Raw genomic sequence first — 14,159 nt, forward strand, 5'->3', positions numbered from 1 at the left:
TCACGCCGCCCATGGCTTTGAGAGACCTGCAGCTACTGGCAGATGAGGGCATTGCAGAGCGCATACCGGGCAATGAGGAGTGCTGGCGACTGACGCCCAAGCTGATTCAGCTGGCCCGTGCCCATGACGACGAACTGCGCCGGGTGCGGCAGCGCATTGAAGACATTGACCAGCGCTACACGCGCGCCATTTGATTAACAACTACAGGAGTAACACACATGGCAGGACGCAAACCATTGGCCGCTGCAGAGCAGCGCGGCCCTGAATTTGTGGGGGCTACGCCCGCTGATATGGCGGCTCAGGAATCGGGGGCGCGCAATGCTTTGGCGTTGGTCGAAGAGAACGCATCGGCTCTCGCACAGCGACTCGGATATGAGGGGGCGCTGACAGTGGGGACGCTGGAGGACGAAATCCGCTTCTACCAGCGCCGCACAGTGGAGGCCATTCTTGAAACAGGCAAGCGGCTGTTGCTGTTGAAGGAGATCACGCCACATGGTGAGTTCGCTCAGCGCGTGGAGCTGCTCGGCTTCGCCAAAACAACGGCCTTTCGATTCATGCAGGCTGCGGCCAAGACGGCAAAAAGTTCCAAATTGGAACTTTTGAGCAGTCAGGTGAAGAACGCCAGCGCCTTTCTGGAACTCGTAACCCACGACGACGATGTTTTGGAAAACCTGCAGGAGATGGATGACATTGACCGCCTGAGCGCCAGCCAGTTGCGTGAGCGGCTGCGCCAGGCAGAGCAGGACGTGAAGTTTGCGGCGGAGAAGCGCGCCAAGGCAGAGGAGCGCGCGGACAAGGCGGAGAAGAAGCTGGCCGGTAACCGCCCCACCGTGGTGCCTTTGGATGAGCGGGTTGCCGATTTTCAGAAGGAAGTGGCCGACCGGCAGATTCTGATCGAGAAGGCGGTGGAGGCGCATCACCAGTCTGCCATTGCGCTGGAGGCGTGGTGGACGCATGAAGTCACATCTGCCGCAGACTATGACCCCGAGGCCCCCGCGCCGCTGCCCCGGCCGGTTGCCTTGGCGGCCTTGCACCTGCAGGACGCTTTGACCCGACTGGCTCAGATGGTGGGCGCTGCGCAGCACGAGTTTGACCAGCGCTTTGGCGCTGACCTGGCTGAATCGCGCCAATACCTGATGCAAGAGGCAGCTGATGCTGCAGCATGAGGTGAGTGCAGAGATGGCCGCACTTTCTCCTGAAGCCTGCGATTACGTGCGCCAGTTGGCCCGACGTCTGGATGCGGCGGAGCACGGCACGGGGACTGAGCTGGTGCGTGAGGCGGGCCAGTTCCTGGGGCTTTCTGTGGCTACGGTGTATCGGCACCTGAAGGCGGTGGCGGGCTGGTCGTCGGGCCGCAAGGCGCGCTGCGACAAGGGCAGCACCAGCGTATCTGCGGAGGCCCTGGTGACCCTGGGCGCGGCGCAGCGCGAGGCGGTGCGCGCCAATGGGAAGCAGACCCTGTTCACCACCACGGCGCGGGGCATTCTGGAGCAGAACGGGCACAGCTTCGGTGTCAGCAATGGGCAACTGAACAAGCTGCTGCGCGACCGCAAGTTGAACGTGGCTGCGCAGCGCATAGCTGACCCGGTGCAGGCGTTGCGTGCCCCGCATCCGAACCACACGGGGCAGGTCGACCCGTCTTTGTGCCTGGTGTACTACCTCAAGGGGCGGCAGTACATCATCCGCGACGACGAGTTCTACAAGAACAAGCTGGACCGGATTGCGCAGATCAAGTTCAGGTGCTACCGATACGTCAGCTATGACAAAGCAAGCGCCTGCGTGGTGCCTTGGTACACCGAGGCGCTGGGCGAGGACCAGCACAGCCTGTTCAAGTTTCTGATGTTCGCATGGGGCCAGCAGCAGGGTCGCCCGATTCATGGGGTTCCGTTTCATCTGCTGTGGGACAAGGGCAGCGCCAACCAGTCCTCGGCCATCAAGTCGCTGCTGGATGCGCTTGGCGTGCGGCACCACACCCATGAGGCTGGCAATGCGCGGGCCAAGGGCGGCGTTGAAAACGGCAACAACATTGTTGAAACCCAGTTTGAAAGCCGCCTGCGCTTTCAGCCGGTGGAGAACGTGGAGCAGCTGAACGCTGCGGCGTTTGCCTGGGCCAATGCCTACAACGCGAACCTGATCCCCGGCCAGGACACGCGCTTGCGCCGCCCCGGCCTGGCAGCGCCTGTGGCCCGCTACGACCTGTGGCAGCTGATTACCGCAGACCAGCTGCGCGTGTTGCCCCCGGTGGAGGTGTGCCAGGCGTTCATGCGCAGCAAGGAGGAGGAACGGCAGGTGAAGCCTGATCTGTCGATCACCTTCCGCCACCCTGCGGCGGAGCGCACCAAGACTTACAGCCTGCGCGGGCTGGATGGGGTCAACGTGGGCGATTCAGTGGTGGTGCGTGGGCTGATCTATGGCGAGTGCGCCATCCAGGTGCAGGTGCTGCGCTATGACGGTGAGCCGCTGGCGTACCGGGTGGAGCCCAACGTGGAATACGACGACTATGGCCAGCGCACGGATGCGGCCTTGATAGGTGCTGAGTACAAGCGCACGGCGATGACCCAAGCGGAGCGCGCTGCGGCCGACATGGACGAGGCGGCATACCCCGGCATGACGACCGACGAGGTGAAGGCGGCGCGGGCCAAGCGCGCAACGCCCTTTGGCGGGCAGATCAATGCACACAGCTATCTGCAGGACATCCAGATGCCTGCCTATCTGCCGCGCCAGGGCACGGAGATTGAAACCCCAGCCCATGCGGCACCCGCTGGCCCTGAAATGCTGGACCCGGTGACCGCGATGCTGCGCATCGTGGGCGCTATTGGGCGGCACCTGTCGGCCGATGAAAACGCCTTCTTCATGAAGCGCTACGCGGAGGGCGTGCCCGAGGACCAGGTGGCGGCGCTGATTGCGCAGTACCAGGCCCCGGCCATGGCAGATCAACCCATGCGGGCTGCAGGCGGCCTGCGCGCAGTGTGAAAGGCCACCGATGCTGAATTTGCCTTTAGACCTTGCCTACGTGGGAAGCAACCAGGCGCAGCTTGCGCGCCATGTGGGGGTGTCGCGCGCTGCGATCACCCAAATCATCAAGTACCGCATTTGGCCCAGCACTCGCGGCCTGAATGAGGCCCTGCTGCGCGAGCGCATCAGCGCTTATCTGAAGTTGAAAGGGTTACCGCCCGAGCGTTTGGCTGCGACCTTTGACGAAGCACCTGCAGCTCCGCGCGCCAACGCGAAGCTGCAGGCGATGGCGCAAGCCAATAACTCCGGCCCCCGGCCCGGCACCAACCAAGAAGAGGACCCTTTTATGTTACTCCGCCACCATTCGCTGTCATCTGCCGCCCGGCAGCACTTCAGGGTGCTACGCGACCCGTTTGTGAATGAGCTGAACGAGGATGCGGACGTTTTCATCACGGACGACATTCGCTATGTGCGCGCCGCCATGCGCCACACGGCCCGCCACGGGGGCATGCTGGCGGTGGTGGCCGAGTCGGGCGGGGGCAAGTCCACCCTGCGCCAGGACCTGATTGACTGGATCAACACCACGGGCGAGCGCGTGACGGTGATTGAGCCCTATGTGATCGGCATGGAGGACAGCCACCGCAGGGGCAAGGCGCTGATGGCGGCGGACATTACCGGGGCGGTGATTCGTGCGGTTTCGCCTGGCACAGCGGCAGGCGCGGGAGCAGTCGCTGTGCTACCCGCTGGCCATCAACAACCTGGTGACACGGGCGATGAACGAGGCGGTGAAGATTGGTGCGCCCAAGGTGAATGCGGCCCTGATCACGGCTGCGGTGAGGGGCGCGTGATGCATTCCTACCTTGTTCTGATCACGTTGGATGACGGCTCCAAGGGCCGCATGCGCGGCCAGTTTGCGAGTGACTGGGCCGCGATAGATGCAGGGCTGCGCCTTGAGGGCGTGCTGTCTGTGGTCCCTCGCCGGGAGGTGGCATGAAGCGGCGTCGTCATCCCCTGATTCCCCTGGTGCTGTGGCTGGCCGTGGCGCTGTTTGCTTCTACCGGCGCGCTGGCGATGGTGATTGCCAGCATGCACGCGACGGAGGCCGAGCTGGACTCTGCGCACCTGCAGGGTATGGAGCTGGGCCAGCGCATGTGTGGGGGGCTGCGGTAATGGCCGAGAAACTCGCCTGCCCGGTGTGCAGCGCTGAGCTGACCTTTGAGCAGATTCTGGGACGGCTGGAGTCAGACAAGACGTTTGACCGGCTTGTCGCCATCAGCGTGCCGCTGTCCAGCCTGGTGCTGCAGTACCTGACGCTGTTCACGCCGCCCAGCCAGCGGCTGACCAACACCAAGAAGCTGAAGCTGATCACCCAGCTGCTGCCTGGCTTGGAGGCCAGGTCCATCCACTACAAGGGCCGCGACTGGGAGGCCCCGCTGGCGAACTGGGCGGCGGCTATCGAGCAGATGCTGACGGCCCGCGCCATGGAGCGCCTGACGCTACCGCTCACGGGGCATTCGTACCTGTTCGCCATTCTTTCGGGCATGACCAACAAGAAGGAAGCCGATGCCGAGGCGCAGCGGGAGCACGAGCTGCGCACCGGCCCGCGTGCGGCCGGTGTCAATGGCCCGGCCAGCGTGGCCGACCTAGTCCAAGCCCCGACGCCAGTGCCCCGGCCTGCAGCGCCTGCACCTGCCCGTGGAGGCATGAGCCCCACAGTGCGCGCCATGCGTGAACAGATCGCCCAGAGAAAAGGAGGTGAACCCAAATGAGCAAGCTTCAACACAGAGAGCAACGCGGAGGCCGTCCTATCGGCTCGCCCAACAAGCCGAAGAAGGCACCTGCGCAACTGCCAAACGTGGCCCTGCCACCGCAGATCAACGTGATGCATGGCCCGGTGTACCGGCCTGAACCTGCGCCGGTTCTGCGGCCTGGTGCGTTGGACTATCAGCGTATCGCCAGCCGTGGCTACCGCTGCTGAGGAGGCCGCATGGACAAAGGTCTCGTCTCCATGACAACCGAGGAGCTGTTGAACCGAACGGAAGTGCTTTCACGTGGCATCCAAGAGTTCGTCAGTGGGCAGCAGGAGCTGGTCGACATATCGCTGAATGCGATGTTGAGCGCTTACCTGTCTGCCGCAGCAAACACAGGCCGTCTGCATGAGGTTCCCTCTGTGCTGCTCAAGGCCGTTGAAGCCATCGCCCTGGGCCAGCTCGGCCCTGCGGCCACCACCAAACATTGAAAGGTCACCCATGTCTACCGCACTGGACACCATTACCAAAGCCGCAGAGGTGCATTCGCAGGCCCGCTCATTGTTGAGCGAGCGTGTGACGGCCCTGCGAGATGCTCAAGCCGCTCTGAATCGCGAGCATCTGCCTTCCATCAAGCGCGCCCTGGCCAAAGCGGCAGAGTCAGAGGCCAAGCTGCGCGCCCTGGTTGAGGAGCACCCTGAATGCTTCGTGAAGCCCAAGACGCAAGTACTGGCAGGCATCAAAGTCGGTTACGCGAAGGCCAAAGGTTCTCTCAGCTTTGACGACGCCGACGCGGTTGTTGCGCGCATTAAGAAGCACTTCCCTGACCAAGTGGATGTGCTGATCCGCACCAAGGAAGAGCCCGTCAAGGATGCACTGTCCAACCTGTGCGCTAACGATCTGAAAAAGATCGGTGTCAAGGTAACGGACTCGGGCGACAAATGCGTCGTCAAGCCCGTGGACAGCGAGGTTGACAAGATGGTGGATGCGCTGCTGAAAGCCGCCGCCCGCGAGGTTGAGGAGGCCTGACCATGGGGAGCATTCAATCGCGCCAAGCTGCTATTGGCTACAAGACTGCCAATCAACGCCCGAGCTGCCGCAACTGCAAGCACGGCGCGGAGGTGTTTTCCGGTCATGCGGCCCCCACTGAAGGACCGCGCTGGGAGTGTGGCCGGTATGACTTCCGGGTGACGGCCACGGCCATCTGCGACAGGCATGAGCCCAAACCGCCAAGCGCGGCGCAAGACTGACAGCCGGTTTTCTGGAGCCCCCGCCGGGGGTTCTGGAAAGCCACCTGATACCCATCACAACATGACAACCACCAAGACACCAGGCAACGCCCGCAGAACCACATTGATCAAGCTGATCCATGTGGCCAAGCGCGAGCTTGGACGAACGGCGGGCCTTGATGAGCTGGCATACCGGGACGTCCTGCGCGCCGTTGGAAAGTCCGAATCGCTCACCACGATGGATGTTCCAGCGATGGAGCGGGTTTTGGAACACTTCAAGGGCAAGGGCTTCAAGGTCCGTCCAAAGGCTGCTGACCGTTCACAAACCGTGGGGCCGCAAGTCAGCAAGGTGCGGGCTTTGTGGCTTTTTCTGCATGTCTTGGGCGAGGTGCGTGACCCATCGGAGCGCGCACTGGCGGCCTATGTGAAGCGCATCGCCAAGGTAGACGACCTGCGCTGGGGGCGGCCTGCCGCCTTGGATGCGCTGATCGAGACGCTGAAGAAGTGGGCCATGCGATCACTGCCCGCCCACCTGAAAACCATGTGCGACGAGGTGCTCGCACTGCATCAGGAGCAGCCGCTGGAGGAGCGCAGCCTGTCCCAACTGAGCCGCGCTTATTCTTGTTTGAACCAGCAGCTTGGCTTTGACAAGCATTGGAACGCTTGGGCTGACCTGACGACCATCCTGGGCCGTTCAGTGTCGGCGGCTGTGCAGCCGCTGCGCACTGCGGAGAGCGACGAGTGAGTCAGGAACTCTCGCGGATGACGCTCAAGCGTCACGAGCTGCTGCAGGAGCTGCAGGACGTGATCGCGCGCCAGTTGATGGAAATGGATACGGCACCCGATGCCGCGTCAGTGACGGCCTCGTCCGTGGTGGACTACCTGAGCACCTACTGGGCCGGGCAGGTGGTGTCATTCCCCAAGGACGTGCAGTACAAGCTCACGCTGAAGGAACTTGAGATTTACGACCAGTTCAACGGCCGCAACAAGGACGAACTGGCACGAGCCTATGGCATGACCCCACGCGGGATGGGCAAGCTGATTCAGCGCATCCGGGACAAGATCAAGGCTCAGAACAGGGCAGCGGATGATGCGGGGCAGATGGACCTGCTGAACGTTAGCTGATAGCAAGATTGCCGTTAGATCAGGCGTCGCATCAACGCCGGAGCCTCTTTAAAGTTTCGTTCATTTGTACACCGATGTCTACCGTCAAAGGTTGAATTCGGTCGTGCTCCTTTCGCATGAACTCGCGAACATTTGTTCTGTCAAATGAACTTCCCATGTATTTGAATGGTTCAAGGAAGAGAATCCACTTCTCTTGCCGCGTGCCGGTAGTGTCCTGATTCAGTTGCGGGAGAATCATGCTACGGTGCTTTAACGTGTTGCTTAGCGCACACAGGTATCGATAGTCCTCGCCAGTAGTCATCTGCTTGAACAACGTATAGAGCTTGCCATGCTCAAGATCCTCTGTATTGCTATTCGGCTTCAAACGCTTGAGTACCTGCGCGGCATTGATATCACGCTCTTTTAGCGGGCTGGGATGCTTTTCAAGCGCTAGGGTGTGATAAAGCATGTGGGAGCAGCAATCCGTTAACGCATGAAGACTCTGTACGAATGCAACTACATTCGCACTGATTTGCAGCATCAGCTCATTGAATTCGTCACTGTTCCCGAAAATACTGAATAAGCCAACGTCCTTCATATTTGAGTTGACGTACTTGTTCATCATGTCTAAGGCTTCATGGTAGTGATATCCACAGAAGGCTGGCCTATCAGTCACGGCCCTGACGCTCGGGAATGCCTTCGCCCACTGTTCCTTACCGAACACCTCGGTAACCAGTTCCTTCGTCAATTCAACGCTCCATCTCGGACTTTTGGCTGTATCAGTTCCTGCACTGATGTTCATTGCGTCCTCTTTTAGTCTGAGTTTCTATAAGCTGTGAGCATGTAAAGATGCTGTCACCCTCTATGTGTTGAGGTACCTTTCTTGTATGTGCAGGGCTTTTGTTTGACCATGACATTTGAAGAAACTCAAAAGGGAAACCCCCATCGCCTCGTCGTGAAGCAGCACACATTCCCACGAGCCTCTATCGCTCGATTTGTCGGCAGAGATGGGCGCGTATGCGTCTCTTACACCTCGAGCAAAAAGCAATTTCGCCTAAAGCCAGAAGATGAACTCTTTTGTGCTATGCGTGCGTGGGATGAGCGAGCAGAGCAAGGGTACATGAGAGAGATCGAAGATGCATTTCAATCTTTGGCGGAGGCCATCATTGATGGGCGGGTTAAACATGTGGGCTTCTTTGAGAAGCCTATAGTCAATGATTTCTTCGCGCTCTGGAATATTCGTGCGCACCGAAAGTCCCAACCCATTGCAGATCAACCAATTAAAGGGAACATCACTCCCGAGCGAAATCTCACCAAGGACCAACAGGAGCTACTGGAAAAGCATCACATCGCCTTCATACGCCCCGATCTGACGATTCCAGGGCGAAACTTGGCTGGAGCAAACATCCAGACGAATCTCGCCATTGTTAGGGATCAATTGACTGATGCCCGTTGGGGTATTCTCAAAGCAGGCGAAGGTGAATTCATTGTCCCTGACAACTTTTCAAACGTCAGGATAGTTCCTCTGACTCCGACGATATGTCTTGTCTCTCAGAGCGACAACGATATCCTCTCTCTTGATGAAGTGGCAGAGATCAACCGCTATGCGATCGCATCTCGGAAGAAATACGTCTTTGCCCGCGATTTCTCGAAATGTCCCCTGTGACAATAAGCCACCCATACACACTTGACTGCTCGATGGTCTCGTTTTGAGGCTAGCCGTCACGATTGACTAATGGCACTGCTCATAGCTCTCCTTTGAGCAATTCCAAGGGTTGCAATCCAGTTGCAACGCTGTGTTCCCATAAATTCCGTGTAGGCCCGCAAAATTTCGATTTTTCGCGCCCACTTTGGTTTTGTTTTCTCAACTCCATTCAAATAGCGGTTGGGTGCGCGCCGTGGATGGCCCAGCTTTGCGATGCGGGGCCACAAGCAAAAAAGCCAGCTGGGCACGATGCCCTGCTGGCTTTGGGTATGCACCGCCCGCGTGCGGGCGGCGGCAGTTTCGAGGCGGGTGTGTTTAGCCCAGCTTCATCTGCGTGGGTGTGCCGGTGAGGTAGCCCACCGCTGCACCCGACTTGTTTTTGTAGTTGGCGCGAATCATGGGGTCCAGCGTGTCCTTGACCACGCTGTGGATGCTGCCCCAGTCGCCGGCGTGCTGGAAGTTGCTCATGATGTAAGTCCAGCCGTTGATTTCGTCCACGGCGTGCAGACCGGTGGATTCACCGCCTGCAGGAATGGACATCAGGCGCGAGAGCTGCTTGGTGTCCACGTTGTAGGCCCACAGGAAGTTGTTCACGTGCTGGCTGCTGTCTTCGCCGATGAACAGTGTGCGCAGCTTTTCAGAGAACTTCAGGTTGTCGGGGTTGGCGATCTTGTTGGGGTTGGCCGTGTTGCCCAGCGCGTCAGCGGCGGTGTCTTCACCAGCCAGCAGGGCCTTGGTGTCCACAGGCATCCATTCGCTGTTGATCGCATTGCCTTCGGTGTCCTTCTGGCCGCCGCGCAGGTTCAGAGCCATCACAGCGCCTGCTACCAGTTGCTTGGGCACCGAGATGCCGTTGCCGGGCACGTTGGCGGCGTTGCCTGCCACCATGGAACTTTGCACGTTCTGCAGGGCAGAGTAGGCAATCTTGTCCTTGGCGTTGACCGTGGTGCCTTCCATCTTGGTGAAGCCCAGGCTCGCACCCTTGAAAGCGGCGTAGCGGTGGGTTTCCAGGAAGGCGGCAGCCTTCTCCATGCCGGGCTTGATCTTGATCCACTCGGTCTTGCCGTTGGCCACGATCTTGGTGAAGGTTGCGTCCTGTGGATCTGTGCTCGACACCGACATGATGTCGGTAGGCTTGAGCGTGTTGGCCAGCTGCTCGATTTCGGCACTGGTGGCAGAGCCCAGCTTGATCCAGGTGAGCGCGGCCGCGCTGTTGGCTGCAGGGTCGATGGAGAAGCCGGTGCCGACCTTGGCGGCATACAGCGTGCCGGAGGACAGGTCCTTTTCCTTGTCTGCCACGAACACGAAATATGCGCTGTTGGTGGCGTCGTCTCCCATCAGGGCGGTGCGCTGGTCAGGCATCACCTGCACCAGCTCGTGCGAGATGCGGCCCATGCAGAAATGCTTCTTGATGCTGGCGGTGCCGTCAGGGTTCACCGTCACTTCGGGCATGTGGCCGTAGTGGTAGGGGTTGGCCTTGGTTTCATCACCGTACAGGTTCTTGCTGTAGGCCTTGAACATGGTGTTGGAGGCAATGCTGAATGCATCGGGCTCGTACTCTTCGCTGGACAGGTGAGTGCCCCAGGGCGACAGGCTGGCACCGCAGGTAATCCACAGGCCGCGCACCTTGGAAGTGTCCACGTTGTGGTACTTCACCAGGCTGAGCTTGCCGGTGTCCTGGTCCTGGTCCAGCGTCAGCACGGCGATGGGCGAGGGCAGCTTGCCGTACATGTCGGTCTTGCCGTCTTGCGCCCAGGTGGTGTATTCGAACTGCACCACGGCAAACACGGGCTTGCCCTTGACGCCGTCTACCTTGGCATCGGGCACAGTCAGCAGCGATGTACCGTCAGGCGAATCCGAGAAGAACTGGCGCTCGGAGCCGGGCACGCTGGCGTCGATGATGGGCTTGTTGTTGATGTCGTAGTAACCGCCAGCCAGAACTTTGCCGCCCTTGCCGTCAGACACCATGTCGCCCGTCACAAAGAACGGCTGGTACGCCAGCTGGAACGTGCGCACGGTGTTGTCGCTCAGCGTCACATTCATGGTGGAGCCCACGGTGGTCGTGGCCATGGCTGCTGCGTTGGCCAGCGAAGGAGCGGACATGGATGTGAAGGAAGCAGACACAAAGCTTGCGCTGGGGCTGTCGCTGCCGCCGCAGGCAGTCAGCAGCGAGGCGGCGCCCGTAGCGCCCAGGGGCAGCATGGGAACTCCAGCCAGAAATTGCAGGGCTTTGCGGCGGGTGGTCAGCGTGGATTGGGACATCTCTATGTAGTTCCAGTGGGGTGTGCGTAGTTGCAGGCCACGTCCTGCTGGCATGCACCGCCAAGTGCCTCGCCTGCGGACGTGGAGTCCAGCGGGCGATGCTAGAAACATGTTGTGACAGTCCGTTGACTGATTTATGACGGTTCGGTGGCAGGTCCCGCTCCCTGACGGCATGGCTACATCAGACCGTGTAGCGATGTAGCGCAGATTTCATGGACGAGGCAGTCTTGGCAGCCCTACGGCCCATATTCGCCATAAGGCGGCTGTGCGGCGCGTCGGGCCCCGGGGGCTGCTGTGGCAGGCGCGGAATAGTCCATCTGCCCACTCCCGTCCTTGGTGCCTTTGCGCCCGGCAATCTGCCAGGCCGTGCGCTGGCTGATGAGGCTGGCCAGAAACTCCAGTTCCTCATCCGTGTGGTTGATGGCCCCCGCGGGCGTCAGCAGGCGGCCATTGCGCGGCGCGGGCTCGGCCCAGAAGGACTGGTGATACACCGACTGGCTCACTACGCGCTCGCTGCCTGCAGACAGATCGACCGTGCCATAGCAGTTGCAAAAATAGCTCCGCAGATCCTGCTGTGGAAAGACCTCTGCATACACCCCGGTACCCCGGATGCCTGCGGTCAGAGTCGGCATCACCACCTGCCGGTCTGGGCCTTTGCCCCACACACTGGCCACAGCGCCAGTCAGCAGGCGCAGCAGCCGCACGGTGGTGGGCTCCTCGCCTTCCAGCACCACCTGCGTGTTTTGCCGCAGCATGAAGGCGCTGCTGCCCACAGCAAACACCGCCGTCGCGCCAGGGCCCGTTTCTATACGGTCGCCCGTGGCAATGGGGTCTTGGGGCGTGAGTGCCTTGCCGTTACGCAGCACATCGCCCCGCAGTTCCACAATGTTGCTGCGCGACTGAGCCTGCGCCGTGGGCCAGCCGCCCGCTGCGGCCCACAGGGCCGCCGCCTGCAGCAGGCTGCGGCGCTGGTGCCAGCGCAGCTCGTCTTCAGTCCTGCCCAGCAGCTGGGGGTGTGGGTGGCTGGGGGGTGTGGGGCGGCTCATGGGTCAGCCTTTCGGGCGGCTCAAAACAGTCGCGGAAGATGAACACCGCGCAGGCCAGAATGGTGGTGGCCATCATCATGGCGGCGGCCACCAGCAGGCTGCCCACGGCCTCGCCTCCCAGGCCCAGCGCCAGCGAAATCACGCTGATCAGCATGGCCCCCACCACGCCAATGCCCAGCCAGGTGAACAGGAACACCAGGCAGGCAGAGACATTGCGCACACAGGCCATCAGGCTGAAAAACAGCGCCTTCACAGGCGGAATACCGTGCCAGTGCACCAACCCCGGTGCATGCCAGAACAGCAGCGACCAGGGCAGGGACAGCAACGTGGCTGTCCACATGGCTTTTTGGAAGCTCGGGTCTGATGCGAGTTGCTGCGTGACGGGCGCGCCATCCATGTACACCTGCGCAAAGCGCCCGCCATCCACCAGGGCGGAAATCCCCATGATGCCGAGGAACCCCACGGCGTACAGCACGCCCAGCAGTAGCATGTGGCGCAGGTGCTGCCGGCCCTTGCGGAAGGTGACGAGCAGCAGCGCGGGCGTGGGCGTCTGGCCCTGAATCGATTCGCCCGTGGCCACCATCATGGCCAGCGTGACAGATGGCAGCAGCACCAGCGATGCAATGCTGCCCAGCACCGGAACGCTGGCCAGTAGTGACATGGACACAAACGACAGGAAAAATAGGGCCGCCAGCGCCATGGGCTGCCTGCGAAAGGCCTGCACACCCAGCTTGACCCAGGTGAAGCCGGTTTGGGCGGGAACGATGTGTAGTTTCATGAATGGGGTTGGAGGGGGCTGTGCAGTTCCATCAGTCATCACCAGTCAGCGGTGTCTCACTCCCCACATGGCCTGGCATGAGCCCGGCCCCTGGGTGGCTGTGTTGGCGGTGTTTTGACCGTGTGCTGACGGAAGTGCGGATCGTTGGACCGTGGGGGGAATTTACCCCAGCTGCCTTCAAACGCGTGTGGCGAAGGGGCTCTTGCGCTGCATTTCGTATGTCTTTTGCAGAAATTGCCGACCCGGGTGGGGCGCAGCATGAGCGGACCGCATGACTGCCCCAGCTGCCCCGGCCAGATGGCCAGATGGCCAGGGCGCATTGGCAAGGGTTGATGCGAGCCGCTTTACAGCACCACCGGGCTGGCAATGCGCCCCTGCAGCACGCGCTCAAAGTGTGTGGGGTCGTGCGGCTTGAGCATCGACGCCTCGCGCGGCAGGTAAAAGTCCCACAGGCGCGAGATCCAGAAGCGCAGCGCGCCAGCGCGCAGCATGGCAGGCAACAGCTCGCGTTCTGGCCCTGTCAGCGGGCGCACGGCCTGGTAGGCGTTCAGCATGGCGGTGGCGCGCTCGGCGTGGTGCAGCCCGGTGGGCAGGTCAATGCACCAGTCGTTCAGGCACACGGCCAAGTCAAACAGCCAGGTGTCCACACCTGCAAAGTAAAAGTCGAAGAAGCCCGTGAGCGTGTCTTCGGCAAACATCACGTTGTCGCGGAACAAATCGGCATGCACCGGGCCACGGGGCAGGGCAGCGTAGGTGGACGACGCGGCCACATGGTTCTGGTAGGCCAGCTCAGAGCGCAGCAGCGCGGCCTGGGCTTCATTCAGGTGCGGCAGCACCACGGGCACGGTCTCGTTCCACCAGGGCAGGCCGCGCAGGTTAGGCTGGTGGCGGTCAAAGTCGCGCCCCACCAGGTGCATGCGCGCCAGCATGGCACCCACGGCGGCGCAGTGCACGGGCTCGGGGGCCAGCTGGCTCTTGCCGCGCAGCTTGCTCACCACCGCCGCAGGCTTGCCCGCCACGGTGTGCAGGATTTCGCCGTATTTGTCCGCACGCGGCTCGGGCACCGGAATGCCGCCGTGCGCCAGGTGCTTCATCAGGTGCAGGTAAAACGGCAGCTGCTCGGCCGTCAGGCGCTCGAACAGCGTGAGCACAAACTCGCCCTGCGAGCTGGTCAGGAAGTAGTTGGTGTTTTCAATGCCGCCCTCAATGCCGCGCAGTTCCACCAGTTCGCCAATCTGCAGGCGGCGCAGGATTTCGCGGGCATCTTTTTTGGAGACTTCGGTAAAAACAGCCATGGTTCGGTTCGGCGGGAAATCAGTCGATCAACCCCAC

17 protein-coding genes are annotated in these 14,159 nt (G+C 61.2%); 12 read left to right on the forward strand and 5 right to left on the reverse strand.

What is annotated here, in order from left to right:
- The first annotated feature begins 11 nt into the window (after positions 1–11).
- From AACH87_RS06245 to AACH87_RS06295, 11 genes are all read left to right on the forward strand, one after another.
- Entirely contained in the window at positions 12–194 is a 183-nt protein-coding gene (locus AACH87_RS06245; RefSeq protein ID WP_338797911.1) for a hypothetical protein, read from the forward strand.
- A 24-nt stretch (positions 195–218) separates the two neighbouring features.
- Complete coding sequence (locus tag AACH87_RS06250; RefSeq protein ID WP_338797912.1) at positions 219–1,166, forward strand: hypothetical protein; 948 nt, start codon at positions 219–221, stop codon at positions 1,164–1,166.
- A gap of 13 nt (positions 1,167–1,179) precedes the next feature.
- A complete protein-coding gene (locus AACH87_RS06255; RefSeq protein WP_338797913.1) occupies positions 1,180–2,973 on the forward strand; it encodes an integrase in 1,794 nt (597 codons plus the stop codon).
- 10 nt (positions 2,974–2,983) lie between these two features.
- The gene (locus tag AACH87_RS06260) at positions 2,984–3,949 is read left to right on the forward strand and encodes a hypothetical protein (protein WP_338797914.1); all 966 of its coding nucleotides are present in this window, start codon (positions 2,984–2,986) and stop codon (positions 3,947–3,949) included.
- Positions 3,946–4,125 (forward strand): hypothetical protein, encoded by a 180-nt coding sequence (locus AACH87_RS06265; RefSeq protein WP_338797915.1) that lies wholly within the window; start codon positions 3,946–3,948, stop codon positions 4,123–4,125. Before AACH87_RS06260 ends, AACH87_RS06265 begins: the two co-directional genes overlap by 4 nt.
- Positions 4,125–4,724 (forward strand): hypothetical protein, encoded by a 600-nt coding sequence (locus AACH87_RS06270; protein WP_338797916.1) that lies wholly within the window; start codon positions 4,125–4,127, stop codon positions 4,722–4,724. Before AACH87_RS06265 ends, AACH87_RS06270 begins: the two co-directional genes overlap by 1 nt.
- Positions 4,721–4,933 carry a hypothetical protein gene (locus AACH87_RS06275; RefSeq protein ID WP_338797917.1) on the forward strand — a complete coding sequence of 71 codons (213 nt, stop codon included), beginning with the start codon at positions 4,721–4,723 and terminating at the stop codon, positions 4,931–4,933. Before AACH87_RS06270 ends, AACH87_RS06275 begins: the two co-directional genes overlap by 4 nt.
- Before the next feature lie 9 nt (positions 4,934–4,942).
- Positions 4,943–5,194, forward strand: coding sequence for a hypothetical protein (locus AACH87_RS06280; protein ID WP_338797918.1), 252 nt, complete (start codon positions 4,943–4,945; stop codon positions 5,192–5,194).
- A gap of 10 nt (positions 5,195–5,204) precedes the next feature.
- Positions 5,205–5,732: a host-nuclease inhibitor Gam family protein gene (locus AACH87_RS06285; RefSeq protein ID WP_338797919.1), complete on the forward strand. Its 528-nt coding sequence runs from the start codon at positions 5,205–5,207 to the stop codon at positions 5,730–5,732.
- A gap of 282 nt (positions 5,733–6,014) precedes the next feature.
- Positions 6,015–6,677, forward strand: a complete 663-nt coding sequence (locus tag AACH87_RS06290; RefSeq protein WP_338797920.1) for a regulatory protein GemA — start codon at positions 6,015–6,017, stop codon at positions 6,675–6,677.
- A 17-nt stretch (positions 6,678–6,694) separates the two neighbouring features.
- The gene (locus AACH87_RS06295; protein WP_338797921.1) at positions 6,695–7,057 is read left to right on the forward strand and encodes a Mor transcription activator family protein; all 363 of its coding nucleotides are present in this window, start codon (positions 6,695–6,697) and stop codon (positions 7,055–7,057) included.
- Between the two features lie 31 nt (positions 7,058–7,088).
- Here the strand turns inward: AACH87_RS06295 and AACH87_RS06300 are convergent, their stop codons facing one another.
- Positions 7,089–7,838, reverse strand: a complete 750-nt coding sequence (locus AACH87_RS06300) for a hypothetical protein (protein ID WP_338797922.1) — start codon at positions 7,836–7,838, stop codon at positions 7,089–7,091.
- Between the two features lie 108 nt (positions 7,839–7,946).
- Here AACH87_RS06300 and AACH87_RS06305 point away from each other — a divergent pair, with 108 nt between their 5' ends.
- Positions 7,947–8,702: a hypothetical protein gene (locus tag AACH87_RS06305; RefSeq protein ID WP_338797923.1), complete on the forward strand. Its 756-nt coding sequence runs from the start codon at positions 7,947–7,949 to the stop codon at positions 8,700–8,702.
- A gap of 354 nt (positions 8,703–9,056) precedes the next feature.
- Here AACH87_RS06305 and AACH87_RS06310 read toward each other — a convergent pair whose 3' ends face one another.
- The 4 genes from AACH87_RS06310 to AACH87_RS06325 all read right to left on the reverse strand — a co-directional run bounded on the left by AACH87_RS06310 (position 9,057) and on the right by AACH87_RS06325 (position 14,122).
- Positions 9,057–11,003 (reverse strand): alkaline phosphatase PhoX, encoded by a 1,947-nt coding sequence (locus AACH87_RS06310; RefSeq protein WP_338797924.1) that lies wholly within the window; start codon positions 11,001–11,003, stop codon positions 9,057–9,059.
- A gap of 236 nt (positions 11,004–11,239) precedes the next feature.
- Positions 11,240–12,049, reverse strand: a complete 810-nt coding sequence (locus AACH87_RS06315; protein ID WP_338797925.1) for an iron dicitrate transport regulator FecR — start codon at positions 12,047–12,049, stop codon at positions 11,240–11,242.
- Positions 11,994–12,827, reverse strand: coding sequence for a BPSS1780 family membrane protein (locus AACH87_RS06320; protein ID WP_338797926.1), 834 nt, complete (start codon positions 12,825–12,827; stop codon positions 11,994–11,996). Before AACH87_RS06320 ends, AACH87_RS06315 begins: the two co-directional genes overlap by 56 nt.
- A 344-nt stretch (positions 12,828–13,171) precedes the next feature.
- Positions 13,172–14,122: a homoserine kinase gene (locus AACH87_RS06325; protein ID WP_338797927.1), complete on the reverse strand. Its 951-nt coding sequence runs from the start codon at positions 14,120–14,122 to the stop codon at positions 13,172–13,174.
- Positions 14,123–14,159: the final 37 nt, after the last annotated feature.

It is taken from the genome of Acidovorax sp. DW039 (assembly GCF_037101375.1).
Lineage (GTDB): Bacteria > Pseudomonadota > Gammaproteobacteria > Burkholderiales > Burkholderiaceae_C > Acidovorax.

What these genes read in the sequence shown, in the direction of transcription:
- AACH87_RS06245 (WP_338797911.1), top strand. Translation starts at nt 12, where the DNA reads ATGGCTTTGAGAGACCTGCAGCTACTGGCAGATGAGGGCATTGCAGAG.
- AACH87_RS06250 (WP_338797912.1), top strand. Translation starts at nt 219, where the DNA reads ATGGCAGGACGCAAACCATTGGCCGCTGCAGAGCAGCGCGGCCCTGAA.
- AACH87_RS06255 (WP_338797913.1), top strand. Translation starts at nt 1,180, where the DNA reads ATGGCCGCACTTTCTCCTGAAGCCTGCGATTACGTGCGCCAGTTGGCC.
- AACH87_RS06260 (WP_338797914.1), top strand. Translation starts at nt 2,984, where the DNA reads ATGCTGAATTTGCCTTTAGACCTTGCCTACGTGGGAAGCAACCAGGCG.
- AACH87_RS06265 (WP_338797915.1), top strand. Translation starts at nt 3,946, where the DNA reads ATGAAGCGGCGTCGTCATCCCCTGATTCCCCTGGTGCTGTGGCTGGCC.
- AACH87_RS06270 (WP_338797916.1), top strand. Translation starts at nt 4,125, where the DNA reads ATGGCCGAGAAACTCGCCTGCCCGGTGTGCAGCGCTGAGCTGACCTTT.
- AACH87_RS06275 (WP_338797917.1), top strand. Translation starts at nt 4,721, where the DNA reads ATGAGCAAGCTTCAACACAGAGAGCAACGCGGAGGCCGTCCTATCGGC.
- AACH87_RS06280 (WP_338797918.1), top strand. Translation starts at nt 4,943, where the DNA reads ATGGACAAAGGTCTCGTCTCCATGACAACCGAGGAGCTGTTGAACCGA.
- AACH87_RS06285 (WP_338797919.1), top strand. Translation starts at nt 5,205, where the DNA reads ATGTCTACCGCACTGGACACCATTACCAAAGCCGCAGAGGTGCATTCG.
- AACH87_RS06290 (WP_338797920.1), top strand. Translation starts at nt 6,015, where the DNA reads ATGACAACCACCAAGACACCAGGCAACGCCCGCAGAACCACATTGATC.
- AACH87_RS06295 (WP_338797921.1), top strand. Translation starts at nt 6,695, where the DNA reads ATGACGCTCAAGCGTCACGAGCTGCTGCAGGAGCTGCAGGACGTGATC.
- AACH87_RS06300 (WP_338797922.1), bottom strand. Translation starts at nt 7,838, where the DNA reads ATGAACATCAGTGCAGGAACTGATACAGCCAAAAGTCCGAGATGGAGC.
- AACH87_RS06305 (WP_338797923.1), top strand. Translation starts at nt 7,947, where the DNA reads ATGACATTTGAAGAAACTCAAAAGGGAAACCCCCATCGCCTCGTCGTG.
- AACH87_RS06310 (WP_338797924.1), bottom strand. Translation starts at nt 11,003, where the DNA reads ATGTCCCAATCCACGCTGACCACCCGCCGCAAAGCCCTGCAATTTCTG.
- AACH87_RS06315 (WP_338797925.1), bottom strand. Translation starts at nt 12,049, where the DNA reads ATGAGCCGCCCCACACCCCCCAGCCACCCACACCCCCAGCTGCTGGGC.
- AACH87_RS06320 (WP_338797926.1), bottom strand. Translation starts at nt 12,827, where the DNA reads ATGAAACTACACATCGTTCCCGCCCAAACCGGCTTCACCTGGGTCAAG.
- AACH87_RS06325 (WP_338797927.1), bottom strand. Translation starts at nt 14,122, where the DNA reads ATGGCTGTTTTTACCGAAGTCTCCAAAAAAGATGCCCGCGAAATCCTG.